Origin of the sequence: Micromonospora fluostatini (assembly GCF_050410825.1) — a bacterium.
GTDB classification, from domain to species: Bacteria; Actinomycetota; Actinomycetes; order Mycobacteriales; family Micromonosporaceae; genus Micromonospora; species Micromonospora rosaria.
Window position 1 is genome coordinate 3,328,072 of record NZ_CP191251.1, and the last position, 23,168, is coordinate 3,351,239.

Below are 23,168 nucleotides of genomic sequence, written 5' to 3' on the forward strand. Positions count from 1 at the left end.
TGCGCAACCGATGATCGACAACGCTCTCACCTGCGGTTTCGTCGATCCACCCACCGGATCCACCTGGTGGCAACCCCGAGTTCAGTCGTAATGTCGTCTCTCGACGGTGTCCAGCAGAGCGGGATGCAGCGCCGCGTTCCAGCCGGCCCCGGCCGAGGCCAGCCGCCAGGTCCGCAGCCACATCTCGATCAGGTACGCGTCGGCCACCAGCGCCCGGCCCGCCGCCGACAGGCCCAGCCGCTCCCCGTGGCGCGCCAGGTGCGCGTCGACCGCCCGCGCCGCCTCGGCCGCCGACCGGCCGTCGAGGACCAGGGCCCGCTGGAAGGCGTCGTGGGCCAGGTCGAAGCCGACCGGCACGTCCGCTCCACTGTGCTCCCAGTCCCAGGCGACCAGCCGACCGTCGTGCACGCCGAGGTTCCACGGCACCCAGTCGCCGTGCCAGTGTCCGAACTCGACCCGGGTGCCGCCGTGCCGTCCGGCCAGCGCCGCCACCGCCGCGACGGCCCGTTCCCCGGCCGGTTCCGCCTCGGCCGCCCGCGCCGCCTCCGCGCCGAGCCGGGCGAGGAAGGTGGAGCCGGCCAGCGGGCGGGGCTCGGTCGGTGGCCCCCCACGCCGGGCCACCGCGAGCAGCGCGCCGAGCCGGGGCGGGTCGTCGGCCGGGACGCCCCGCACGGACAGCGGCAGCGGGTCGACCACCGCGATCACCTGACCGGCCCAGGTCAGCTCGGCGAGCAGCCCGGGCGCGGCCGGGTGCTCGCCGACGCCGGACACGGCCGGCAGCGCGCGCAGCGCGGCGCACTCGGCGGCCACCAACGCGCGGGTCGCGTCGTTCCAGCCGATCTTGGCGTACCCGAGGGGCCGGCCGTCCGCCGCGAAGACCTGCAACGTGGGCTTGTGGTTCGGGTCCGGTGGACGTACCCCGCAGGCCGCGTACGCCGGCCGCACGTCGAGCACGTCGGCCAGGTGCGCGGCGAGCAGCGCCCCGGCCGGGTCGACGCCCTCGGGCAGGGAGACGGTGAGGGTCGGGAACCGGGCCGCGTCGAGCACCCCCACCCGGGCCAGCGCGCCCAGCCCGGCCCGCACCGCGCGGACCTTCGGCGGGCGCAGGGCGTTGTACGCCAGCAGCGCGGCGGCGGTGGCCCGCACCGCGCCCCGGGGCAGCAGGAACCGGGCCCGCTCGACCGAGGGCACGACGGTGTACCGGGCCACCACCGTGTGCCCCGGCGGCGCGCCGTCGCCGACGGTGAGCCCGATCCGGGGGTCGCCGAAGACGGCCCGGCTGACCCAGCCCAACCCGTCGGTCCGCGCCCGGACGTCCTGCGCCGCCGTCACGCGGCCGGGTCCGGCCAGTCGAACGTCATGCCCAGCCGCCGCGCCAGGGCCGCGTTGTACGGCCGGTAGTACGCGGTCAGCTCGTCCCGGACCGCCGGGTCCAGCGGCGCGGACCGCCGGTCGTTGTACACCTTGAAGTTCGGCAGGTCGTGGCCGGGCAGGCCGAGGAAGTCCAGCGTGCGGGCGTACGTCGCGCGGGCGTCGCGGTACAGGTCCTCGCTGGGCAGGAAGAGGAACTGCGACCGGTCGAACCGCTCCAGCCACGGTTCGAGGTGTTCCAGGTAGCGGCCCCGCGCCCGGTACGTGTACCAGTCGTACGGCTCGCTGAAGTGCTCCGGCTCGGCGATCAGCCGTTCCCGCTCCCCCGCCGTCCGCTCCGGCTCGGCGGCGAGCGCGGCGGCGAAGTCCAGCGGCTCGATGTCGTGCGTCCGGCGCTCCTTCCAGTGCGAGTACGCCCGCTCCACCGGATCGCGCAGCAGCACGATCAGCTTCACCCGGGGCATCAGCGCCGCCACCCGCTGCGCCGCGAGGGGGTGGAACATGTACAGCGGCGCGGCCTCGCCGACCCGCACCGGGCCACCGTGCCGGCTCTCCAGGGCGGCCCGTTGCCGCACCGTCGGGAAGTGGCTGCGGTACCAGGCCTCGCCGCGTCGCCAGTGCTCCTCGAAGTAGTGCGACGCTTTGGTGTTCCAGGCCGGGAAGAGTCGCGGCACCAGCGGGTGCTGGATCAGGTAGTTCCACAGCGAGGTGGTGCCGCCGCGCTTCGTGCCGATGATCAGGAAGTCCGGCAGCGGGCGGCGGTCACTGGTCCGCACGCCGTAGTCGACCAGGCTCTCCCGGACCCGTTCGGTCACCTGGGTCGGTACGAGTTGCTTCACGCGGTCCCGGATCGAGGACACCGCGCCTCACCTGCCCTTCGAGGGTTGGGGCGGGGCGGGCCGACCGCCCCGGATCTGCGCCAGGATGGCCCGGATGCCGCGCCGCACCCGGGGGTTCGTCAGCAGGGCGAGGGTGCCGACGGCGAGCACGCCCAGCGCCACGGCCAGCCCGGGGATCCCCCGCCCGGCGGCCAGCACGCCGACCGCCGCGGCGGCACCGACCCCGGCGACGGTGGCCACCGCCGCCCGCAGCATGGCGCGGTCGGTCAGCGGGTGGCCGACCAGCCGGCGGGCGCAGGCGGCGGCGATGAGGTTCTCGGTGACGATGCCGGTGCCCCAGGCCACGGCCGCGCCGGTGGCCCCGTACCCGGGAATCAGGAGCAGGCCCAGGGTGATCGTGCCGGTCAGCCCGGCCAGCGCGGCGGCCAGGTGCAGCCCGCTGCGCCCGCCCATCAGCAGCAGGCTCTGCACGTTGCCGACGCCGGTGTTGACCAGCATGGCCAGGGCGAGCACGGTCATCGCCGCCGAGCCGGCCGCGAACTCCGGCCCGAAGAGTTGGAGGAAGGCCAGCCCGAAGACGGCCAGCAGCAGGTACACCGGCCAGGACAGCACCAGCCCCCAGGTGGTCAACTGCCGGTGCACGGTGGCCGCCGCCGCCCGCTCCCCCTGGCCGAGCAGGCGCGACAGTTGCGGCGAGACGGCGACCCGCAGCCCCTGCATGGCCAACTGCCCGGCCAGCACGTACCGGCCGACCGCGCCGAAGACGCCCGCCTGCGCCTGGTCGGCCAGGGCCGAGGTGAGCAGCACCCCCACCCACATGCTGCCGGCGTCGATCGCCGCCGACGCGGCCCTGGGCAGCGCGAAGCCCCAGAAGGCCCGCCAGTCCGCCGGCCGTGGGCGCACCTCGACGCCCCGGCCGAGCCCGACCGGCCCGGCCACCAGCGCCAGGCAGGCCAGCAGGGCGATGCCCGCCGGCACCAGCCACCCGGTCAGGCCGAGCACCAGCCCGCCGCCGACCAGCGCCGCCGCCCCGACCAGCACCGGCCGGGCGACGGGCAGCAGGAAGAACTGCACCGCCACGTACGCCCGGATCGGGCGTACGCAGCGCAGCGCCGCCAGCAGCAGGGTCATCGCGACCACCACCGGTACCGCGACGAACGCGGCCACCAGCAGCGGGGCGCCGGCGGTACCGGAGCCGTCGAGCAGCCGCCCGGCGAGCGGGCCGGCGGCGAGCACGCCGATCCCGGCGACCAGCAACGCGACCAGCAGCGGCGGCAGCAGCGCCACGGGCAGCAGCCGGGCGGCGTCCCCGGTCCGGCCGATCCGCCGCCGGGGCAGGGCCCACATCAGCCCGGTCTCCGCGCCCAGGGTGCAGATCGCGGTGGCGACGGTGACCACCCCGATCGCCGCGAAGAAGGCGCCCGAGCCGACCGTACCGTACCCCCGGGTGATCACCACCGCGAGCAGGAAGCCGAACAACCCACTGGTGGCGGCCCCGACAAGGCCGGCCGCCCCGCTGCGGGCGCTGCGCCGCGCCTCCGTGGAGCCGTCGACGGGACCGTCGCCCGGGGTGACGGCGGGGCCGTCGCCCGGGATGGCGGTGACAGCACCGCCCGGGATGACGGCGGGGCCGGTCGGGCGGTCCGGCCGGGGCTCGACGGCGGTCACGCGGGCACCGCCGGGGCGTTCGGCAGCCGGCCGGGGCCGGCGGCGCGTTCCCGCTCGGTCAGCGCCATCGCGAAGGAGACCACGAAGAACGCCAGCGCCAGGTTCTGGTTGGCCATGCCGTAGAAGGGCACCTGCACCAGGCAGACCACCGGCACCACGGCCAACCACTGGCCGGCGGCGGAGACCGCCCGGGAGCAGCCCAGGTACGCCACCACGAACCAGGCGAGGAAGCAGAGCAGCGCCGGCACCCCGTGGCTGAACAGCACCATCCACAACTGCCCCTGGGTGCCGATCGGCGCGTCTGCGGAGACGGTGTCCACGTTGACCGGCGCCCCGTACCCCAGCCACGGCGAGTCCGCGATGCGCCGCAGCACCTCCTGGTAGAGCGAGAACCGGTCGGTGTTGGTGTCGCTGCGCTCCACCCGGTCGCCGATCAGGTCGAACACCGGGATGAACAGGGTGGCCACCGCGCCGACGACGGCCACCCCGACGATCGACGCGGCGACCCGCAGGTTGCCGCGCAGGCTGGCCCGGATCCCGAGCACGAGCAGCCCGACGCCGAGGCTGAGGAGCATCGCCCGGTTCAGGGTGAGGAAGGCCGGGGCCAGCGACAGCGGCAGCGAGACCAGCAGCACCCAACGCAGCAGACCGCGCCGCAGCAGCGCGGTCAGCGCCACGATGCAGGGCAGGGTCATCGCGTACGCGCTGCCGAAGTTGTTGGTGTACGCGTACGGCGCGGCCGGCCGGTAGATCGGGGTGAGCGAGCGCGGATTGAACTCGGCGGTGTTGAGGTGGACCATGTCCCGGATGAACGGGGTCCGGGCCAGCCCGCCGGGCAGCAGCGCCTCCACCAGCGTGGTCATCTCGAACCGGGGCACCAGCACCCCCAGCCAGCCCAGCACGACCAGGCCGAGCCAGAACGCGGCCAGCGGCATGAGCACCACGACCTGGTCGGCGCGTTCCCGGGCGACGGCGTAGACGTAGCACCCGACCACGAGCGCGGTCAGGTAGAACGCCAGCCGCAGGGCGAAGGTCAGCACCGAGGCGGCGCTCTGCAACTGGGTGACGCTCAGCGCCACCAGGGCGAGGAAGAGCAGCCAGATCCCCGCGCCCGGCGGCAACGGCACCCGTCCCCGGGTGACCAGCAGGGTGAGCAGCACCGCCCCGAGCAACGGCCAGCCGAGGTAGAAGGCCCCGGTCAGCCACCAGACCGGCACCAGACCGAACATCAGCGCCAACGGCCACAGCGGCAGCCGCGGCGGCGCGGATCCCGCCCCGGTGGGTGCCGGCGATCCTGCCGCCACCACCGGCACGGGTGCCGACGCCGACACGGGTGCGGGGGCCGGCACGGGTGTGGAGGCTGACACGGGTGCGGGGGCCGGTGCCGGCGGGGCGGGGGCCGCCGGTACCGCCGCCACGGCCCGGGTGGGGGTCGACGCGGGTGCCGGCACGGATGCCGCCGCCCGCACGGATGCCGGTGCCGTGGCCGACACGACGGGCCCCGACACGACGGGTGCCGGCGCGGCGGGCCCCGAGACGGCGGGTACCGGCGCGGCGGGCCCCGAGACGGCGGGTGCCGGCGCGGCGGGCCCCGAGACGGCGGGTACCGGCGCGGCGGGCCCCGAGACGGCGGGTACCGGCGCGGACACCGGGGCCGACGGAGACACCGGGGCGGAGGCGGACACCGGGGGCGAGGCGGTCGGGTCGGGAGCGGGAACCCGGGCGGAGGCCACCGTGGACCCGGGCGGGCGGGCCGGAGCCGGCCCGGTCCCGGCGGCCTGCCGCTCAGGACCGGCGACGTTCGGCTCGGGACCGCCGGGGACCGGCTCAGCCATGACCGTTGCGGGTCAGCACGAAGCCCAGCGGGGTGACCCCCGCCGCCCGCAGCCGTTCCACCAGCCGACGCAGGTCGGCCTGCCGGGTCCGGTCCCGTTCGACCACGACCACCGCCGTGCCCTGCCGGGCCAGCGCCACGCCCCGCTCGTCGGACTCGGCCGGCGGCGCGTTGTAGAGCACCAGGGGCTGACCGACGCCCTGCCGGGCGGTGCCGATCCGGACCGTCCCCGAGCCGACCGCGATGTCCTCGGCGTCGACGGTGCGCCCGTACTCGCCGTCGCGTTTCGACGAGACCCGGGGCAGGGTCACCGTCGCCTCCGGGTCGCTGGACGGACGGGCGCCGACCGGGTACGGCGACGGCCGCCGGCCCGCCGTCGGCCCGGGGGTGGGGTTGGCCGTCGGCACCGGGACCGCGCCGGAGGCCCCGGCGACGGGTACCGAACCGGAGGTCGAGGCGCCACCCGGACGGGGCTTCGGCACGGTCCCCGGGCGACCCAGCGCCACCGGGGAGCGGCCCTGGACGGCCGAGCCGTCGATGGTCGCGCCGGGCCGGTCGAGGGGCAGCCGGGACCGGCCCGCGACCACCGCGTCGCGCAGCCGCCCGGCCCGCCCGCTGTCGTCGGCGACGAAGACGGGACGGCCGTCGGCGGCGAGCGCCACCGCCAGCCCGGCCGTGGTCGTGGTCGGGTCCTCGCGGGCGGTCAGCACCGCCACCCGGGCGGGCGGGCGCACCTGCGCGGCGATGGCCATCGCGACGTACCGCACGTCGGCGTCGACCGGCTGCCCCCGGCCGGGCGGCACCCGGCGGCGGCGTACCGTGCCCAGCAACGGCAGCCCGGTCACCTCCCGGCCGTCGGTCACCGAGCGCACCCGCCGGTCCATCGACTCCCAGGCGTACGCCACCACCACGCCGACCAGCGTGCCGCCGAGCAGCCCGGCGACCAGGAAGAGCATCCGGTTGCCGTCCCGGGAGGCCAGGGCCGGCTCGGCGGTCTGGGTCACCCAGCCGGGGTTGACGTCCACGGCGGCGATCTCGCTGCGCGCCGAGTTGAGCTGGCCCAACTGGTTGTTGATCCCGGAGAGCTCGCTCACGGTCGCGTCGGAGACCCGGCCGTCGGCGTTGTCGATCCGCCGCTGCAACGCCCGTTGCTGGCTGGTGACGTTGCTGATGTTCTCGTCGTACGCGCGCAGCATCTCGGTGCGCTGCTTCTCGTACATCTCCCGCCGGACGTCCAGGTACGACTGGGCGGCGAGGTTGACCATCTCGACCGCCTCCTCCACCGAGGGGGCCCGGTAGACGAAGCGCAGGATCTGGCCACCGGTGGGGATCTCCACCTCCAGGGCGTTGCGCACGTCCCGGGGGCTCTGGCCGTTCGCGGTGGCGATCCGCCCCACCACGTCGGTACCGGTGGCGATGCCGCTCTCCACGTTCATGTTCACCGCGCGGTCGGGGCTCGACCCGGTCGGGGTGAAGGCGTCGGTCACCACCGGGCGGACCGCGACCACCGCGTTGGCGGTCACCGCCGAGGGGGCCAGCAGCACGAAGGTGAGCGCGGCGAGCAGACCCGCCGCGGCAATCCCGCCGACCAGGCGGATCCGGTGCAGCGGGATGCGCAGCAGATCGGTGATCGTGACGGTGCGGGCGGGCGGACCCGGCCGCTCGGTCGCGGACCATCCGGCGGGGCTGGGATCAGTCATGGAACTTCTTCACCGTCTGTTGGGGGTTGCCGACCACGACGACCCGGGGCGGCACGTCGGTGCGGACCACCGTAGCCGCTCCCACCACGCTGTCGTCACCGATCCGCACGCCCTTGAGCACCAGCGCGTGCGCGCCGACCCAGACGTTCTCACCGATCACGATCGGCGCCCGGGTCCGGTCGGTGGCCGGCTCGTGCCGCAGGTCGGGGGGCAGGTTGTGGAAGTCGTTGTCGACCAGCTCGCAGTTGGACAGCAGACTCCGGTCACCGATGGTGACCGAGGTCCAGCAGCCGATCCAGGTGGCGTTGAGCAGGCAGTCCGCGCCCACCCGCACCTCGCCCGGCCCGGCGAAGCGGACCAGCTTGTTGACCCGGGTCCGGTCGCCGATGCTCACCCGTACCCCGCGCCGCAGCCGGATCCGGCCCCGGATCTCGACGTCCCGGCCGAGGGTCAACCGGCGGTAGCGCAACCGGTACCAGCCCCGCCGGAACGCGTACACCGCGCGCAGCACCGGGCCGCGGCGGGCACGAGCGACGCCATTGACGTCCTCCCGGTTCTGAGCAGCCGGGATTCCTTCCGCGCGGCTCACGCCGCGCTCCGGTGGGTTCCTGCTTCACCGGCAACCGCCACCGCACGCAGTGGTCTTACGTCGCCTCCACAGGCGTTTAACCTCTCAGCGCGTCCCGCCGTGAGGATGTTCTTTGCTGCGTTCACATCACGGTCGTGGGCCGCGCCGCACTGGCAGGTCCACGACCGGACAGCGAGGCTGACCTTGTCGCCGAGCAACCCGCACGTGCTACAGGTGCGGGTTGACGGATGCCAGCGGTCGATCTTCCCAAACGTACGCCCGTTCAGTACAGCCTTGTACTCCAGCATGCGAACGAACGTTGACCAGCCGGCGTCGTGCACCGACTTCGCCAACCTGGTGCGGGCCATCCCGGACACGGCGAGGTCTTCCACGTACACCGCTTGGTTGTCGCGGATCAACGTGGTCGACAACTTGTGTAGCCAGTCCCGCCGGGTGTCCGCCACCCGAGCGTGCAACTTCGCGGTCTTGCGGGCTGCCTTTCGGCGGTTCGCGGAGCCCTTCTTCTTGCGGCACAACGCCCGCTGTGCGCGGGCCAGGTGCCGGGCTTTGATCCGCAGCCAGCGCGGGTTGTCGACCTTCACCCCGTCGGAGGTGATCGCGAAGTGGGTGAGCCCAAGGTCGACACCCACCTCACGGCCGTTGTCGGGAAGCGGCGCCTCGGGGACCTCCACCACGAACGACACCCAGTACCGGCCCGCCGCGTCCAGCATCACCGTCGCCGAGCTGGGCTGCGACGGCAGATCCCGCGACCACACCACCGGAATGTCGCCGACCTTCGCCACATACAGCCGACCACTGCCGCGCAGGGTGAAACCGTTACGGGTCAGCCGGATCGACTGCGTGCCCCGCTTCGACCGGAACCGGGGCGCACCCACCCGGCGGCCCTTACGCCTCCCAGTGAGGGAGTCGAAGAAATTCCGGTAGGCGCGGTGTAGATCGTTGACGGCCTGCACCAACACCACCGACGACACCTCGCCCAGCCACTCCCGCTCGGGGGTCTTCTTGGCCTCGGTGACGACCGTCTTCTGCACGTCGCCGTTGCTGACGTAACCGCCCCCGGCGAGGCGTGCCCGCTCGCGCAGCCGCAGCCCGTCGTTGAACACCACCCGCGCGCACCCGAACGCCTTCGCCAGCGCGGCGCGCTGGCCAAGGGTGGGGTTCAGTCGGTAGCGGTAACGCACCTGCACACCCCCATCCTATCATTGGTCTATGTCACCACGATGGACCCATGACCCCGATATCCGAAGGGGCCGCAGCACTGTAATCAACCTGCAAGCGCATTTGGTCTTCGTCACGAAGTACCGTCGCGGCGTGTTCGACGACGCCATGCTCACCCGCTGCGAACAGGTGATGCGGAACGTGTGCGCCGACTTCGACACCGAACTGCGAGAGTTCAACGGCGAAGACGACCACGTGCACCTGCTGGTCCACTACCCACCTACCGTCGCCCTGTCCCGGCTGGTGAACTCCCTCAAGGGGGTGTCCAGCCGGCGGCTGCGACAGGAGTTCACCGACCGCACCGACCAGGCGTTCCTGCACGGCCGTCTGTGGTCGCCGTCGTACTTCGCAGCATCCTGCGAGGGAGCTCCGGTGAGTACCGTGCGGCAGTACATCGAACAGCAGAAACGTCCGGGATAGCCCGCTCACTCGGCCCTGAACGGCCGAGCTCGCGCATCACCTATACCTCCCCTCCTCGTCGTCGCGGGGCCGGCGACGAGACTCGTCACCGGCCCCCGGTAGTCCAATTTACCGAGTATTCATCACGATCGGTCGATCGCTACTGTACGGAGAAGAACATCGCCGGCTGTGACCAGGTCAGGCCGGCGCTGGCCGGGGCCAGTACGGTCGCCGAGGCACCGGCCACCGCCGGCGTGGCCGTGGGGTCGATCGGCACCGACCGCAGCGAGCCGTCCGTGTGGCCGTACACGATCTTGCCAGCGACCCAGGCCATGCCCCGCACCGCCGACCAGGTGGTCCCGGTGGTGGGGACGGCGAACTCGGTGGCGCCGAGGTAGTTGCCGTCGGTCTCGAAGTACCGGTAGTACAGCCCGGACGCCCCGGTCCGGGTGTAGTACAGCCGGCCGTCCAGGAAGAACGCGCCGGTCAGGTTCGCCGGGGTGAACCAGTCGTTGTAGCCGGAGGCCTCCCACGGCGCGCCGATGGTGGTGCCGTTGTAGAGCGAGATGTCGATCCGGCTGCCGGTGGGCGAGCCGGTGACCTGCCGGGACCAGTAGATCCGGTCACCGACCTGCCAGGTCGCCCCGGCGCCGGTCCAGTTCGGCTGGCTGACCGTGGTCGGCACGCCGAGCGTGGTGCCGTTGAACGGGACCTTGGCCAGTTCCCCGTTGACGGTGCGCAGGTGCAGGTTGCCGCTGGTGGCGGACTGGGCGTTGCGCGGCGTCGCGGTACGCCCGCCGGCCAGCGGGAACATGCCGAGCCGGCCGTGGTACTCGTCGCCCATGCCGTCGGAGTTGTGGCCGAAGTAGAGCCCGTCCGTGCCGCGCCAGAGCACCGGCACGGAGGAGCCCCAGTTGCTGGCCCCGGAGGGCAGCGACGAGCCGCCGCTGCGGCGCGGGTTCCAGTTCAGCGGCATCCCGGTGGCCGGGTTGACCGCGCCGATGCCGAGCCGGTCGACGGCCCCGTTGCCGGCGACGTCGCTGGCGTTCGGGTTGTTCAGCCAGCGGAAGTGCCCACCGAGGTAGATCGCCCCGTCGGCCACCTCGACGGAGGTGATGGTGTCGTTGCCGGTGAAGTTGACCCAGGTGGCGAGCTGCCCGGTCCCCCGGGCCGCGGTCTCGAACCGGACCAGCGCGTCGCAGTACGCCGACGGCCAGCCCGACCCGCCGTTGGTGCCGACCACGAACCAGCTACCGTCCGCGCCGAACCGCACGTCCTGCACGTAGTGCACGAAGGTCGCCGGGTTGCCGCAGGGCGCGACGAACTTCTCCGAGCTCCAGTCGATCACGCTGGGCGTGCCGGTCAGGTCGACCAGGCCGATCTGGTTGCGCGGCAGGTCGTTGAGGTACAGGAAGTTGCCGCCGACGACCAGGGTGCTGCCGTCGGCCGACACGTCGATCGTCCACACGTACGAGGTGGTCTCGTGCCGGCCGACCGAGGCGTTGACGACGAAGGCCGGGTCGATCGCGCCGGTGGTGGCGTTGAGCCGGGCCAGGCCGGCGCGCGCGACGCCGTTGAGCCAGTTGAAGGCCCCGGCGACGTAGAGGTGGTTGCCGTGCAGGACCAGGTCGCGCACGTTGCCCCCGTCGGAGCGGCCGACCCAGGAGTCGACGATGGCGCCGGTGACCGGGTCGAGCGCGACCAGGTTCCGCCGGGCCACCCCGTTGACGGTCTTGAACGCGCCGCCGACGATCACGGTGCCGCCCGGACCGGCGATCAGCGCGTTGACCGCGCCGTCGAGCACCGGCAGGAAGGTCGTCGACACGGCCCCGGTGGTGCGGTCGTAGGCGAACAGGTACCGCTGGGTGGTCCAGCCGGCGGTGACGGTGGGCCGGATCTGGGTGAAGCTGCCGCCCACGTACACCGTGTTGCCGACCTGCGCGAAGGCGCGGGTCTCACCGTCGCGGGCGTGCGGGGTGGTGTCGGCCGGGTTGGTCGAGACCAGAGTGGCCGGCGCGGGGACCGGGACCACGGCGGCGGACGCGGCACCGGGCACGGACAGCACCGTGAGACCGACCACCGTCGCGAGCAGCGCCGCGCGGACGCGGAGGGAACCGGCGGTACGCCGGTAGAGCGAGGGAACGGGCACGCTTTGCTCCAACGGAGGGAGAACAAGAACCTGCGTAGCGTCCCTCGTGGGGAGCGAAAAGGGAAATCCGCCGATTGGGCGGTCGGTGAATCGAGTTACCGACACCGGGGCGGTCGGTCCGGACCGGACCGACCGCCCCGGGTGGACACCAGGTCAGCGCGGCTTGCCCAGCCCCGTCGGCTGCCGCAGGTAGCTGTCGCGGCCGGCGGCGGCGAAGCCGGCGAGCGCGGAGGCGTCGTGATTCATGGTCATGTCGCACGTGCTCGTCTTGCGGGTCATCCCCGGGGAGTTGAAGTAGATCGCTGCCTTGATCTTCGGGTGCGCCTTCAACGCCGCCGGGAACTGCTCGAACCAGCGCCGCTTGGCGTCCGGATCGTCCGGGTGCAGGTTGGTGCCGAACTCGGCGAGCATCCGTGGCTTGCCCGCCCCGATGCCGTTCGCGTCCAGCCAGCGGTAGAAGCCGCCGACCGTGTCGTGCGGGCTCTTCCACACCGTACTGCCGTTGCAGACGTGGAAGTTGTACGGGTCGTAGCCCACCCAGTCCACGTACCGGTCACCCGGGTAGAGGCCGGCGTACCGGTGGTGGTGGCCGGACCAGCCCATCATCACCCAGACCCAGACCGCGTTGTCCGCCCCGGCGCGCTCGAACCGGTCGTGCACGTACCGCCAGGCCCGGACGAAGTCGGCGTCGCTGCCCTTGGCCGGCTCGTCCTCCGGCTCGTGGTCGAAGCCCATGAAGACCGGGGAGCCAATCGCCCTGATCCGGCCGGCGACCGCGTCGATGGTCGCGTCGTGCCGACCACTGTAGACGTCCGCCCAGGTCAGCACGGTGCCACTGGAGAAGACGCGGGACTCCCAGGCGAAGAAGGGGATCCGCCCCTGCCGCATCTGCTCCTGCTGGTACCGGTCGGGGAAGGCTCCGTTGCTGCCGGAGTTGGAGAAGTCGTGGTACCGGTGCACGACGTCGAACGTCCGCCCGACCTGCGCCTCCACGTCGGCGACCGACTGGCCGTGGTCCCACCCGTTACCGGCGGAGGCCGGCGAGTACATCCCCCACCAGGCGCCGCAGGAGGGCACCAGGATCGGCGACACCGTCCCGCACCGGCCGGAGCCGCTGGCCGGCGGCGTCGTCGGGGCGGGGGCGGGAGTGGTGGCGGTGGGGCGGGTCGGGCTCGGGGTGGCCGGGGGCTCCGTCCGGGGCGTCGCGCTCGGGGTGGGCGGGGTGGCCGGCGCGGAGGTGGGCGGCGGCGCGGAGACCGTCGGGCTCGCCCCGGTGCCGACGTCGTAGCTCAGCACCAGGCGCGGGTGCAGGCCCGGGTCGCGGTTCTCCCGCGACGCCCAGTAGATCCGGGTGTCCAGCCCGGACTGCGCCAACGCCACCGTGACGGTGCCGTTTCCGCGCACCAGGCCCGAGACGTCCCACTCGTTGAAGCCCCTGGTCACCGTGGACACCGAGTCGAGCACGTCGCCCAACTCCACCGGCGCGGGGCGCGACTCGCCGGCGTCCACCGTGGAGGCGTACGCGGTGACCGCGGCGGCGGCGTCGCGCCAGGTGTGCACCCGCAGCGTGGCCCGGATGTTGACGGCGGTGGCCGGCAGGTCGGTCACCGCGAACCGGATGACCGCGTCCCGGGTGCCACGCGGGTTCCCGTCGCAGGGCGCCGGGCAGGTGGCCAGCGTCGTCTTCGCGCCGTTGTCACCGTCCTGCGGCACCGTCGTGGCGGTGGTGTCGGCGACCGCCACCAGCGCGGCGTCGTCGTCGGCCAGCAACGGCATCATGGTGGCCACGAGGCCGGCCACCACGCCGACACTGAGGACACCGAGGATGGCGGCCCTGCGCCGCGACCCGGTGTACCGGGTGAGGCGGTGAACTCCACGCCTGGTCACGAGAACACTCCCTGTGTCGACTGTGGTACGGGATGCAGCGTAGCCACGACCGGCACCGGACTTCGACACCACAGCGCCGCGTCAGCGCGTCTTAACCCGCAGCTAAGAATTGTCGGCTAGTGGGACGCGCGGGCGGCGACGAGGGCGGCGCGCATCGCCGCCACCGGCGCGGTGACCCCGGTGAACTGCGCGAACTGGCCGACCGCCTGGGCGAGGAGCAGGTCCAGCCCGGAGACGATCCGGCACCCGGCCGCCTGGGCGGCGGCGGCGAGCGGGGTGGGCCAGGGGTCGTAGAGCGCGTCGAAAACCACCGCCCCCGGCCGCCAGCGCAGCCCCCCGACGATCGGGTCGGCGACCCCCTTCGGCACCGTGGAGACCAGCACGTCCACGTCGGCGTGCGTACCGGCCGCCGTCCACGGGGCACCGGTCAGGGCGAGGCCGAGCGTGGCGGCGACCGGGCGGAGGTCGTCGACGGCCGCCGCGCGGCGGGCCACCACGGTCACCGAGGCCGCGCCGAGGCGGGCCGCCGCGGCCAGCGCCGCCCGCGCGGTGCCACCGGCGCCGAGCACCGTCACCGTGGCGCCCGCGCCCACCCCGGCCGCGCCGAGCACCTCGACCATGCCGGTCACGTCGGTGTTGTCCGCGTACCAGGAGCCGTCCGGGCGGCGCACCAGCGTGTTGGCCGCGCCGACGGCGGCGGCGAGCGGGGAGACCTCGTCGGCCACCGCCAGCGCCGCCTCCTTGCCGGGCATGGTCACCGACAGCCCGGCCCACTCCGGGCCGAGGCCGGCGACCAGGCCGGCGACCTCGGACTCCGCGCACTCGATCCGGGTGTACGACCAGCCGGTCAGCCCGGCGGCGGCGTACCCGGCCTGGTGGATCACCGGGGAGAGGGAGTGCGCGATCGGCGTGCCGATCACCGCCGCCCGTCGTGCAGTTCGGGGCTCAGCCACCGACAGTTCTCCGCATGACCCAAGGCTACGCCGACGCCGACGCCGACAGCCGCGCCACCCGGCCGCAACCGGCCACCAGAATCTCACCACCGTGACAGCTTGTGCTCGCAGAAGCACCCATGGTTACATCGATGCATCATGTCGATCAACACAGGGCGTAGGCATGCGGTTCCGGAAACTGACCGCCTCGGCCGCCGTCGGCGCTCTCGCCGCGCTGTCACTGGCCGTCGCACCGGCAAGTGCTAGCACGCTCAACGCCGGAGCGACCCCTCGAGCGGGCAACTCGGCGGTGAAGATCCGGACCGGAGCGGGCACCAGCTACACCGCCGTCGCACAGATCAACGAGGGCCAGTGGTGAGCTGCTGGTACCCGGTCACGGCCGACTGCAACTCCGCCAGCACGGGCGTCACCACCGGCAGCTCGTACACCTGCAACGGCACGACCAGCAACAGGTGGCTGAAGGTCGGCCACAACCGCACCCTGCGGTACGTCGCCCTCGGCTGCGTACGGATCTCCCAGATCCCACCAGGCGCGCCGGTGGTCGGCTGAGCCACAGCGACCGGGCGGGGTGAAGGTCGTGACCTTCACCCCGCCCGGTCGCTGCCATCCCTGCACGGGGTGGACCTAGATGATCCCCGCCTCGCGGGCCTTGGCCTCGTTGCGCAGATGACCCTCGTAGGTGTCGGCGAAGGCCGAGTTGCCCTCCCGGTCGACGGCGACGAAGTAGAGCCAGTTGCCCGTCGGGGGGTCCATCGCCCCTTCCAGCGCTTCCTTGCCCGGGTTGTTGATCGGTGTCGGCACCAGTCCCTTGAGCTTGCGGCTGTACGGGTTCTTCGTGTCGAGGAGCTCGTCCCTCGTCATCTCCGCGGACGTCTTGGTCTTCTGACCGGTCAACTCCAGGTAGTAGTTGACCGTGACGTCCATCTCCAGGCAGTTGCAGGGGAACTCGCCGTAGACCCGGTTGTACGCCACCCGGGCGACCTTGCCGAGGTCGGCCTTCGTGCCCGCCTCCGCCTGGGCCAGCGACGCGACGATCAGCGCCTCGTACGGGGTGATGCCGCCGCGCTCCTTCTGCACCCGGTCGGCGAACTCCATCTCGCCGGTGACGGTGAGGAAGCGCTCGACCATGGTCTGGAGGATGGTCTCGGCGGTGGCGTTCGGCGGCAGCTCGTAGGTGTCGGGGAAGAGGAAGCCCTCGGCCGACTTGGTGACCTTCTTGCCGTCGCTGCGGGTGATCCACCAGTCCGGCACGCCCAGGGCCTCCGGGTCCTTCGCCGCCGCCTCGAAGTCCTTGACCGGGATCTTGGTGTACTCGGAGAGCAGCTTGAAGATGCCCTTGGCGGTCCGGCCCTCGGGAATGGTGACCCCGTTGACGATCTTGTTCTTCAGGTCGAGCAGGGCGGTCACCGCGCTCTCGCCGCTCATCTCCTTGCGGACCTTGTACACCCCGGGCTGGATGTTCTTGGCCAGGGCGTTCGCGTCCGCCGCGTTGATGAAGGCCTTCGGGCTCTTCACCACCCCGGCGCCGTGCAGGGCGGTGGCCATGTCGGCGATCAGCGCGCCCTGCTTGATCTCGACGGTCACCTCACCGGTGCCGGCGCCGTCGTAGTCGGGGGTGGTGAAGTAGCCCTGGACCCGCTCGAAACCGTAGAACGCGCCGCCGCCGATGCCGCCGAGCAGCACCAGGGCCATCAGCAGGGCGAAGGCCGTCTTGCCCCGACCGCCCGACCGCTTCTTGCCCTTGCGTCTCTCGACGAAGCCGCGCCGGTGCCGGCCCTTCTCCCCTCGCTCCTGCTCGTCGAACCCGAGGTCCAGATCGTCGATCATTACGTCCGCCTCCGCTGCGCGTCCAGCCAGCTCTGCAGAATCTCGACCGCGGCGGCCTGGTCGACCACCGCACGTTGGCGCTTCCCACGGACGCCCCGCTCGGACAGCCTACGAGACGCGACCACGGTCGACATCCTCTCGTCGCTCAGCGCCACCGGTACGGGGGCTATCACATCAGCCAACCGTTGAGCGTACGCCTTCGCGTGGACCGCCGCGGGCCCGTGCCGGCCGGCCAGGTTCACCGGCAGGCCGACCACCACCTCCACCGCCTCGAACTCGCTGACCAGGCGGGACAGCTCCGCCATGTCGGCCGGCACCGCCTCGGGCGCGGCGGCGAGATCCCGGGCGAGGGTGGCGACCGGGGTGGCCAGCACCCCGTGCGGGTCGGAGCGGGCCACCCCGACGCGCACCTGCCCGACGTCCACGCCCAGTCGTACCCCGGTCACTCTGCGACTCCCCGGTCATGCGTCGACCCGGGCTGCTCCGGTGGGACCCCACCGGGGCAACCCGGGTCGACGGCAGTGGCACACATCACGTGTCGGCGATGGTCTTCTCGACGGTGAGCAGCAGGTTCGGCGCCTCGGCGGCCGGCAGGCCACCGCCCTGGGCCAGGTCGGGGCTGCCCCCGCCCCGGCCGGAGAAGGCCGCCTTGACCAGGTCGTTCGCCGCCAGGCCCCGGGAGCGGGCCGCGCCGTTCACGGCCACCACCAGGGAGGCTTTGCCGTTGGCGCGGGCCGCCACGGCGACCACCGCCGGCCGGGCCGGGTCGATCTTGCCCCGGATCTCCTGGGCCAGGGTCCGCACGTCGTTGCCGGCCGCCCCCTCGGGCGCCTCGGTGCCGACGTACGCCACGCCCCGCACGTCCTTCGCCTGCCCGGCGAGGGCGCCCGCGCCGCCGAGCACGAGCTGGGCCCGCAGCTTCTCCAGCTCCTTCTCCGCGTCCCGGAGCTGGGTGACGGTCTGCTCGACCCGGTCGGCGACCTGGTCGCCCGGCACCCGGAACAGCTCGGCCAGCCGGGCCACCAGCAGGTGCTCGCGGGCCAGGAAGCCGAAGGCGTCCATGCCGACCAGCGCCTCGATCCGGCGGACGCCGGAGCCGACCGACGCCTCGGAGAGGATCTTCACCAGGCCGAGCTGGGCGGAGCGGGCCACGTGGGTGCCGCCGCACAGCTCCCGGGCGTAGTCGCCGACCTCGACGACCCGGACCCGCTCGCCGTACTTCTCCCCGAACAGCGCCATCGCGCCGATCCGCCGCGCCTCCTCCTGGCTGGTGACGAAGGCGTGCACCTCCAGGTCGGCCAGGAGCACCTCGTTGACCTGCTGCTCCACGTCGTGCAGCACGCTCGGCGCCACCCCGGTCGGGGTGTTGAAGTCGAACCGCAGCCGACCCGGGGCGTTCAGCGAGCCCGCCTGGGTGGCCGACTCGCCGAGGAAGTTGCGCATGGTCTGGTGCACCAGGTGGGTCGCGGTGTGCGAGCGGGAGATCGCCCGCCGCCGGGTCACGTCGATCTCGGCGTACCCGGACTCCCCGGCTCGCACCTCGCCCCGGACCACCCGGGCCCGGTGCACGATCAGCCCCGGCACCGGCTGCTGCACGTCGAAGACCTCGACCTGACCGCCGCCGACGGTGATCAGCCCCTGGTCGGGCTGCTGGCCGCCGCCCTCGGCGTAGAACGGGGTGGTGTCGAGCACCAGCTCGACCGTCTCCCCCTCGCCCGCCGCGGCGACCTCGCCGCCGCCGGCCAGCAGCGCCCGGACCCGGGACTCCCGGGTCAGCTCGGTGTACCCGGTGAACTCCACCGCGCCGCCCGCGTCCAGCACGCCCCGGTACGCCGACAGGTCGGTGTGCCCGGTCTTGCGGGCCGCCGCGTCGGCCTTCGCCCGCGCCCGCTGGTCGGCCATGAGCCGGCGGAACCCCTCGGCGTCGACCTGGAGCCCCTGCTCGGCGGCGATCTCCAGGGTCAGGTCGATCGGGAAGCCGTACGTGTCGTGCAACTGGAACGCCTTGTCCCCGGAGAGCGCCGGCTTCCCCGCCGACTTCGTCTCCGTGATCGCGGTGTCCAGGATCGTGGTGCCCGCCCGCAGGGTCGCCAGGAAGGCGTCCTCCTCCGCGTACGCGTACTGCGAGATCCGGTCGAACTCCGCCGCCACCTCCGGGTACGACGGCGACATGCAGTCGCGCGCCACCGGCAGCAGCTCCGGCAGCGCCCGCTCCTGCCAGCCGAGCAGCCGCATCGCCCGGACCGCCCGCCGCATGATCCGCCGCAGCACGTACCCGCGACCCTCGTTGCCCGGGGTCACCCCGTCGGCGATGAGCATCAGCGAGGTCCGCACGTGGTCGGCGATCACCCGCAGCCGCACGTCGTCGGGGTGCGACTCGGCGGCCACGGTGCCGGAGTGCGCGCCGTACCGCTTCCCGGTCAGCTCCGCCGCCCGCGCCAGGATCGGCCGGACCTCGTCGATCTCGTACAGGTTGTCGACGCCCTGGAGGATGGAGGCGATCCGCTCCAGGCCCATCCCGGTGTCGATGTTCTTCCTCGGCAGGTCACCGACGATCCGGAAGGTCTCCTTGTCGACCACGTCGGTGATCTCGTGCTGCATGAAGACCAGGTTCCAGTACTCCAGGAAACGGTCCTCGTCGACCTCCGGACCCCCGTCCCGGCCGTACGCCGGGCCCCGGTCGTAGTACAGCTCCGAGCAGGGGCCCCCCGGGCCGGGGATCCCCATCGACCAGTAGTTGTCCTTCTTGCCCCGGCGCACGATCCGCTCCGCCGGCACCCCGGTGTCCCGCCAGATCTGGTACGCCTCGTCGTCGTCGAGGTAGACCGTCGCCCAGATCCGCTCCGGGTCCAGCCCGAAGCCGCCCTCGGCGACCGACTTCGTGGACAACTCCCAGGCGAGGGGGATCGCCCCCTCCTTGAAGTAGTCGCCGAACGAGAAGTTCCCGTTCATCTGGAAGAACGTGCCGTGCCGACTGGTCTTGCCGACCTCGTCGATGTCCGGCGTCCGGATGCACTTCTGCACACTCGCCGCACGGGGCCACGGCGGGGTCTGCTGCCCGAGGAAGTAGGGCACGAACTGCACCATGCCGGCGTTGATGAACAACAGGTTCGGATCGCTGATGGCGGGCAGCGGAGCGGACGGGACCACAGCGTGCCCCTTCGCCTCGAAGTGCGCGAGGTACCGCCGCTTGATCTCCGCCGTCTTCATCGCTGGTGCTCCTCGGGAAAAATCTCTCGGTCCCCGATCCGCGGGTCCTCCCGCAGGTCGGCGAACTGGTCGTCGAACGCCTCGCCCCGGGCGAACGCCGCGTGGATCTCCTGCTCGCGTTCGGCCATCCCGATGCGGACGTCCTCCACGAAGCTACGCAGCGACTCGACCAGACTGCCAGCGGATTCGGACAGCCCGCCGGCGATGCCCGCCGGAGTGTACGCCTGCGCGGTGCGGGTCGCCTTGCGCACCACCACCACGCCCACGGCCAGGCCGATACCCAGCCAGAACAGTCGCCTCATGCTCCCAATCCTCCCGCGCCCGACCGGCCTGGGTCAGCCGTTGCCGCGCTTGGCGGCCCGGCGCTGCTGCTTGATGCTGTCGCGGACCTCACGCTCGGTCTCGGCGTGCCGGCGGGCGGCGGCGGCCCGGCGGACCCCGTACCCGAAGGCAGCCACCTTGACCAGCGGGTTCGCCGCGGCGGCGGAGACCACGGTGGCCAGGTTCGCCACGTTCGCGGTGACGTTCTGCGCGTGGCTGGTCATCGTGTCGACCTTGGCCAGTTGCAGGTTCACCCCGTCCAGCGAGGTCTGCACCTGCTCCAGCGCGGTGTTGACGTTGCGCACGGTCAGGTTGACGTCGCCCAGCAGCGGCGTGGTCCGCTCGTTGAGGTCAGTGATCATCCGGGTCGTGGCGTCCACGGTGTGCCGCAGCCGCAGGATCGGCACCGCCAGCACGAGCACCAGCATCAGGAACGCGCCGGCCGCGATCAGGGCAGCGATCTGTCCACCATCCACGCATGTCCTCCTCAAGCAGATTCGTCGAGCCGCGCCGTCCACGCCGGGTCCACGGCCGGCACGCCCACCGGCGCCGGCCACGACCGTGCGGGCCCCACGGGGCCGGCGGAACACCCGTCCCACCAGCCCCAGACCCTACCGTCAGTGATGAATGCCCGCTCACGACGGTGAGGGGGTCAACTCCCCGAGGGGATCGTCGGTCAACGTGGGGAACGGGTCCTCACCGGTCAGTGACGGGTCGGTGCTCGGCTGCGGGCGCGTCCGGTCGTCATCGATGGCGTTACGCACCTTCAACGACACCGAGGCACCGGCGCACTCGGCCGGCAGTTCCTCCCCCGGCGCCGGGGACGGCACGATCGCGGGCTCGCCGTCGGCTCCCGGTGGCGGGACACAGGTCGGCTCCCGTACCCACAGGTCGAGCGTGAGCTCGTCGCGCCGCCAGCAGGTGTACGAGCCCTTCTCCTCCTGCTCCGGGCACCGCTCCACCTGCCAGCGCCGCCAGCCGTCGCGGACCAGCGCCTGCTCGTACACCCGGGCGGTCTCCTCCGGTGCGCGCTCCGACTCCACGGTGCGCTCCCGCAGCCGGCAGTCGAGCAGGCACCAGCGGCTGCCGCTGACGTCGTCCTGCGTCTCCACGGCCGCCCAGGCGGGCACGTCGAGCGCGTCGAGGGTGTCGAAGACCGGGTCGTTGCTGAGCGTACGGATCCCGAAGTAGAGCGGCAGCGCACCGAGCAGCACCACGATCACCGTACTGAGCAGGACCAGCCGCAGCCGACGCCGTTCGCGGAGCCGACGCCGCAGGTCGGAGCGGGCGCCACCGCCGGCACCCGCCGGCTCGGCGTCGTCCGGGCCGCCGCCGTACGGCGGTTCGCCGTCCGCCGGCTCCGGCACTCCACCGGGCCCACCGGAACGCCCCTCCGGCCCACCGGGTCGGCCGTCGGGCCCGGAGTCCCGGCCGTCGGGCCCGGCGGCGCGACCCTCCGGCACGACCGCCCGGCCCTCCGGCACGGCGGCGCGACCCTCCGGCACGATCGCCCGGCCCTCGGGCGCGGCAACCCGGCCCTCCGGCACGGTCGCCCGGCCGCCGGGCGGTCCGGACCGTGGCCCGGCCGGTCCCGGCGCGGACACGGCGGCGCGGGCCGCCCCCGGCATCGGTGGGCGGGCCGCTGGCCCCCCGACATCCGGTCCCCCGACAGCCGGCTCGCCCGCAGGTGGCCCGCCGGGGTCCCGCTGCGGCGGGGTCGCACGACCACCGGGCCGGTCGTCGTCGTCCGGGCGGCCCGGCACCACGGCACGGGCCGCCGAGGGTGGTGGCACCGGGGCCGCCGCGCCGAAGCGCCGCTCGCCCTCCGGCCGGGGTACCCGCCCATCGGGCCCCGGTTCCGGCTCGGGGCGCCCCCGCTCGTCGGGGGACACCCGGGCCCGGCCGGGGGGCGGGCCGTCGGGCCGCGCTCCGGGAGCGCCGGAACCGGGGACACCCGGGCCGGCGACGCCGTGGTGGGGCGGCCCGGCGGGACCGGCTACGCCCGGGACCGGGGCGACGTCGGACGCCGGCCCGTCCTGGCGCGGGCCGCCCCGAGGCGGGCCGGGCTGCCGTGGACCAGCCTGAGGCGGCGGACCACCCTGCTGGGGCCCCGGCTGGTGCGGACCCGGCTGACGCCCGCCTGACTGGTGCGGACCGTCCGGGCGGGGCGCGTCGGCGGGGGGGCCGTCCGGACGGCTGTCCGGGGCCGGGCCGCCCGGTACCGGCACCCGGGACCGGGCGACGCCGGTCGCCGGGCCGGGGGTCCGCCCCGCGCCCGGTGGTGGGGCGGACGCCCGCCCGGCGCCGGGCGGGGGTCCGGCCGGATGCTCACCGGCCCGGCCGGCGGCCGGCGGAGGCCCCGCCGGATGTCCTCCGGTCGGCTCGTCCGTCGACGCTCGTGCGGAGGCTGCCCCGTCGACCGCCGGGCCGCCCGGTGGCCGACCACCCTCCGACGGACGCACCGTCGGATGCCCACCCGACGGTGCCCGCAGCGTCGGGTGGGCGCCCGAGGACGGGGGCGGCACCGGGTGCGCGCCCGACGGCGGACGCAGTGCCGAGGGCCCATCCGACGGCGGAGGCAGGGTCGGGTGTCCGCCCGACGGCGGACGCAGTGCCGAGGGCCCGCCCGACGGCGGACGCAGTGCCGGCTGCCCGCCCGACGGCGGACGCAGTGCCGAGGGCCCGCCCGACGGCGGACGCAGTGCCGAGGGCCCGCCCGACGGCGGACGCAGTGCCGAGGGCCCGCCCGACGGCGGACGCAGTGCCGAGGGCCCGCCCGACGGCGGACGCAGTGCCGAGGGCCCGCCCGACGGCGGGCGCTGGGTCGGCTGCCCGCCCGACGGCGGGCGCAGAGCGGCGGGCCCGCCCGACGGCGGCACCGTGGGGTACCCGCCGGACGGTGGGCGCGGCGACGGGGGTCCGCCGTCCGGGGGTGCCGCGTGGCCGCCACCCGGGCCGGCTCCCGGCCGTGTCCCCGCACCGGGCCGCGAGGTGGTGGGGTCGTCGTCGTCCTCGCGGGCCCGTCGGCGTCCGCCACCGGACCGGCGCGGCGCGTACTCGCCGTGCGGCGGCAGCGGCCCCGAGTCCTCCACACCGGGTACGGCGGCGCGACCGCCGACCGCCGGAGCGGCCGGGCCCTCGTGGAGCGGCACCGCACGCGGCGGCACCTCGGGGGCGTTGCCCGAGCGCGGAACCGCCGGCAC

General features: G+C 73.8%; 19 protein-coding genes. 3 read left to right on the forward strand and 16 right to left on the reverse strand.

The genetic code is table 11. The features are described 5' to 3' along the window. Positions 1–81: 81 nt before the first annotated feature. The 7 genes from ACQUFX_RS14490 to ACQUFX_RS14520 all read right to left on the reverse strand — a co-directional run bounded on the left by ACQUFX_RS14490 (position 82) and on the right by ACQUFX_RS14520 (position 9,188). A complete protein-coding gene (locus ACQUFX_RS14490) occupies positions 82–1,332 on the reverse strand; it encodes a hypothetical protein (RefSeq protein WP_428966552.1) in 1,251 nt (416 codons plus the stop codon). Further along, complete coding sequence (locus tag ACQUFX_RS14495; protein ID WP_428966553.1) at positions 1,329–2,231, reverse strand: sulfotransferase domain-containing protein; 903 nt, start codon at positions 2,229–2,231, stop codon at positions 1,329–1,331. The genes ACQUFX_RS14490 and ACQUFX_RS14495 overlap by 4 nt, the downstream gene beginning before the upstream one ends. A gap of 6 nt (positions 2,232–2,237) precedes the next feature. After that, positions 2,238–3,806, reverse strand: coding sequence for a lipopolysaccharide biosynthesis protein (locus ACQUFX_RS14500; RefSeq protein WP_428966950.1), 1,569 nt, complete (start codon positions 3,804–3,806; stop codon positions 2,238–2,240). A 68-nt stretch (positions 3,807–3,874) separates the two neighbouring features. Beyond that, complete coding sequence (locus ACQUFX_RS14505; protein WP_428966951.1) at positions 3,875–5,191, reverse strand: O-antigen ligase family protein; 1,317 nt, start codon at positions 5,189–5,191, stop codon at positions 3,875–3,877. A 514-nt stretch (positions 5,192–5,705) separates the two neighbouring features. Next, positions 5,706–7,412 carry a lipopolysaccharide biosynthesis protein gene (locus tag ACQUFX_RS14510; RefSeq protein WP_428966554.1) on the reverse strand — a complete coding sequence of 569 codons (1,707 nt, stop codon included), beginning with the start codon at positions 7,410–7,412 and terminating at the stop codon, positions 5,706–5,708. Further along, positions 7,405–7,911, reverse strand: a complete 507-nt coding sequence (locus tag ACQUFX_RS14515; RefSeq protein ID WP_428966952.1) for an acyltransferase — start codon at positions 7,909–7,911, stop codon at positions 7,405–7,407. Before ACQUFX_RS14515 ends, ACQUFX_RS14510 begins: the two co-directional genes overlap by 8 nt. An 86-nt stretch (positions 7,912–7,997) precedes the next feature. Further along, the gene (locus ACQUFX_RS14520) at positions 7,998–9,188 is read right to left on the reverse strand and encodes an RNA-guided endonuclease InsQ/TnpB family protein (RefSeq protein ID WP_428966555.1); all 1,191 of its coding nucleotides are present in this window, start codon (positions 9,186–9,188) and stop codon (positions 7,998–8,000) included. A gap of 22 nt (positions 9,189–9,210) precedes the next feature. Here ACQUFX_RS14520 and tnpA point away from each other — a divergent pair, with 22 nt between their 5' ends. Continuing rightward, positions 9,211–9,639 carry an IS200/IS605 family transposase gene (tnpA, locus tag ACQUFX_RS14525; RefSeq protein ID WP_428966556.1) on the forward strand — a complete coding sequence of 143 codons (429 nt, stop codon included), beginning with the start codon at positions 9,211–9,213 and terminating at the stop codon, positions 9,637–9,639. Between the two features lie 139 nt (positions 9,640–9,778). On the opposite strand, the gene ACQUFX_RS14530 is transcribed toward tnpA, so the two are convergent. The 3 genes from ACQUFX_RS14530 to ACQUFX_RS14540 all read right to left on the reverse strand — a co-directional run bounded on the left by ACQUFX_RS14530 (position 9,779) and on the right by ACQUFX_RS14540 (position 14,607). Further along, positions 9,779–11,710 carry a hypothetical protein gene (locus ACQUFX_RS14530; RefSeq protein ID WP_428966953.1) on the reverse strand — a complete coding sequence of 644 codons (1,932 nt, stop codon included), beginning with the start codon at positions 11,708–11,710 and terminating at the stop codon, positions 9,779–9,781. 210 nt (positions 11,711–11,920) lie between these two features. Beyond that, positions 11,921–13,654 carry a glycosyl hydrolase gene (locus tag ACQUFX_RS14535; RefSeq protein WP_428966557.1) on the reverse strand — a complete coding sequence of 578 codons (1,734 nt, stop codon included), beginning with the start codon at positions 13,652–13,654 and terminating at the stop codon, positions 11,921–11,923. A 116-nt stretch (positions 13,655–13,770) separates the two neighbouring features. Continuing rightward, positions 13,771–14,607, reverse strand: coding sequence for a shikimate dehydrogenase (locus tag ACQUFX_RS14540; protein ID WP_428966558.1), 837 nt, complete (start codon positions 14,605–14,607; stop codon positions 13,771–13,773). A 354-nt stretch (positions 14,608–14,961) separates the two neighbouring features. On the opposite strand from ACQUFX_RS14540, the gene ACQUFX_RS14545 reads away from it, so the two are divergent. After that, a complete protein-coding gene (locus tag ACQUFX_RS14545; RefSeq protein ID WP_428966559.1) occupies positions 14,962–15,156 on the forward strand; it encodes a hypothetical protein in 195 nt (64 codons plus the stop codon). A 75-nt stretch (positions 15,157–15,231) separates the two neighbouring features. Here the strand turns inward: ACQUFX_RS14545 and mltG are convergent, their stop codons facing one another. The 6 genes from mltG to ACQUFX_RS14575 form a co-directional block, all read right to left on the reverse strand. After that, a complete protein-coding gene (mltG, locus tag ACQUFX_RS14550; RefSeq protein WP_428966560.1) occupies positions 15,232–16,434 on the reverse strand; it encodes an endolytic transglycosylase MltG in 1,203 nt (400 codons plus the stop codon). Then, positions 16,434–16,880, reverse strand: a complete 447-nt coding sequence (ruvX, locus tag ACQUFX_RS14555; protein ID WP_428966561.1) for a Holliday junction resolvase RuvX — start codon at positions 16,878–16,880, stop codon at positions 16,434–16,436. The genes mltG and ruvX overlap by 1 nt, the downstream gene beginning before the upstream one ends. Before the next feature lie 85 nt (positions 16,881–16,965). After that, positions 16,966–19,644 (reverse strand): alanine--tRNA ligase, encoded by a 2,679-nt coding sequence (alaS, locus tag ACQUFX_RS14560; RefSeq protein ID WP_428966562.1) that lies wholly within the window; start codon positions 19,642–19,644, stop codon positions 16,966–16,968. Beyond that, positions 19,641–19,946 carry a hypothetical protein gene (locus tag ACQUFX_RS14565; protein ID WP_428966563.1) on the reverse strand — a complete coding sequence of 102 codons (306 nt, stop codon included), beginning with the start codon at positions 19,944–19,946 and terminating at the stop codon, positions 19,641–19,643. The genes alaS and ACQUFX_RS14565 overlap by 4 nt, the downstream gene beginning before the upstream one ends. A gap of 33 nt (positions 19,947–19,979) precedes the next feature. Beyond that, positions 19,980–20,441: a DUF948 domain-containing protein gene (locus tag ACQUFX_RS14570; RefSeq protein WP_428966564.1), complete on the reverse strand. Its 462-nt coding sequence runs from the start codon at positions 20,439–20,441 to the stop codon at positions 19,980–19,982. A gap of 159 nt (positions 20,442–20,600) precedes the next feature. Next, positions 20,601–21,242, reverse strand: coding sequence for a hypothetical protein (locus ACQUFX_RS14575; protein ID WP_428966954.1), 642 nt, complete (start codon positions 21,240–21,242; stop codon positions 20,601–20,603). A gap of 693 nt (positions 21,243–21,935) precedes the next feature. On the opposite strand from ACQUFX_RS14575, the gene ACQUFX_RS14580 reads away from it, so the two are divergent. Then, positions 21,936–22,109 (forward strand): hypothetical protein, encoded by a 174-nt coding sequence (locus ACQUFX_RS14580; protein ID WP_428966565.1) that lies wholly within the window; start codon positions 21,936–21,938, stop codon positions 22,107–22,109. Positions 22,110–23,168: the final 1,059 nt, after the last annotated feature.

Coding starts and splice junctions, on each gene's coding strand:
- ACQUFX_RS14510 (WP_428966554.1), bottom strand. CDS start 7,412: ATGACTGATCCCAGCCCCGCCGGATGGTCCGCGACCGAGCGGCCGGGT.
- tnpA (WP_428966556.1), top strand. CDS start 9,211: ATGTCACCACGATGGACCCATGACCCCGATATCCGAAGGGGCCGCAGC.
- mltG (WP_428966560.1), bottom strand. CDS start 16,434: ATGATCGACGATCTGGACCTCGGGTTCGACGAGCAGGAGCGAGGGGAG.
- alaS (WP_428966562.1), bottom strand. CDS start 19,644: ATGAAGACGGCGGAGATCAAGCGGCGGTACCTCGCGCACTTCGAGGCG.
- ACQUFX_RS14565 (WP_428966563.1), bottom strand. CDS start 19,946: ATGAGGCGACTGTTCTGGCTGGGTATCGGCCTGGCCGTGGGCGTGGTG.